The organism is Spiroplasma endosymbiont of Megaselia nigra (genome assembly GCF_003987485.1).
GTDB lineage: Bacteria > Bacillota_I > Bacilli_A > Mycoplasmatales > Mycoplasmataceae > Spiroplasma.
Map to the genome: position 1 here is coordinate 1 of NZ_RCOO01000228.1, position 1,648 is coordinate 1,648.

At 30.9% G+C, this 1,648-nt stretch carries 1 protein-coding gene; it reads left to right on the forward strand.

Annotation, left to right across the window (positions count from 1 at the left end; all coding sequences use genetic code 4):
• The first annotated feature begins 584 nt into the window (after nucleotides 1-584).
• Nucleotides 585-1,256 carry a hypothetical protein gene (locus tag D9R21_RS06335; protein WP_126821526.1) on the forward strand — a complete coding sequence of 224 codons (672 nt, stop codon included), beginning with the start codon at nucleotides 585-587 and terminating at the stop codon, nucleotides 1,254-1,256.
• Nucleotides 1,257-1,648: the final 392 nt, after the last annotated feature.

Consider the following 1,648-nt stretch of genomic DNA (forward strand, 5'->3'; position numbering starts at 1 on the left):
GCGATGTTTGTTCAATTTCTTTTACTGTATTTTTTCGAAATTCTGCAGTATATGTTTTAAATTTTTGTTCTTTTCCTGCCATTAAAAAATGCACCTCCTCTAAAAGTTTAGTAAAGTTCTTTTTTAATTTTACTTACTTTTTGGGGTGCAGTCTTTTATTTCCCTTTTTATTTGTTTATCCAAAAGGAGTGATAAAAAAATATTTTGTCCGCACATTTGTGATAGAATTAAGACAACTAAATAAACAAAAAGAAAAATGACCTGACAGTCATTCTTTTATACACCTATTAAGGGTCAACGAAACCGCTTAATTAGGGTTAATATATAATTTGCCTGAACCGCACAGTTGTGGTGGTTCTTGGTTAAATTATAACATTTTTTAATTTTTGTGTATAGGTAGAGTGATAAAAAGTCATCTACCTATTTTTTATTTAATATATCAAAATAACAATCAATCAGTCTATATAAGACTATATTATCGTTGAAATAACCAAAAAGAATAGGAGATTATACATTTTGGAAAATATCAACGCTTATAAAGGGGGGTTAAATTAGCTCAAAACCGCAGAAAGGAGCATATTATTATGCAACAATTACAACAACCAGAGCAATTAAATTATCATTTTGTTAAATTACCAACGGGTGGTCGATTTAAAGTATTTAATCAGTTAGATGAACAAAAACATATGTGTAACTTTTTTGTCCATAAATCAGATATCTACAAACACACAACACTTTCAAATAAGGTTCGTGTTGGCGATAACTTTATCAGTGTTGCAAAAAAAGACATCCACGTCACAAAAATAGACCCTAATTGGTTTAATGTTGGTGTTCGTGTTTTTGGCACAAATCATATTTATTGTGCCGATGGTACACGCATTAAGGCTACTGGGTGGGATGCAATGATTAAAACCAATATGCACAAATTCCACCGCTTAAATACGCTGCGCCGTCAATTTGAAAAATGACAAGAAATCGAACCACGTCTTCGTAAGTTTAAAAACCGCGAAGAATTTTTGGCTGACGTTGATAAAAAATACCAAACCGAAGTACAAGCAATGGCTAAACAAAAAGCAGAATTTCAAGCCTCAATCAAAGCCAAACATTCTGCTACACACGCCAATAATCACAATAGAGAAAATAATTCCTCTGTTGATAATTATAACACTCTGTATAAAAAAAACAAGGGGGACCAGCCACAAATGACAGAAGAAGAACTCAAACAGTTACTGGCGGAATTAGACAACTTAGACTAATGCGCTAGTGAGTTCTTCACTCCCCTATCAACAAAGCATAAGAACTTGCATAAAACCACAGTGTAGCAAGACAAATAATAAACAAACCCAAGATATGGTCTTTATCATATCGTTTTTACTATTTGATAGAACACCCGTTTTAATTATCATTTTTCTTCCAATATAATTCCAAAACTATTCCTGTACTATACCAAAACAAAATATTATATAAATAATCAAAGTACTAATTACATTTAACAAGAAATAAACACCTACGAAATTTGAAACAAAATAATATAAAAATATTGCCTACCTATGCAAAATCATTGGCTAATTTAACAACTTTAAAGAAAATGTTTCGTACTTTTCAAGAAGAAGGTATTGATTTAACAATGATAGATTTAGAAGCATAT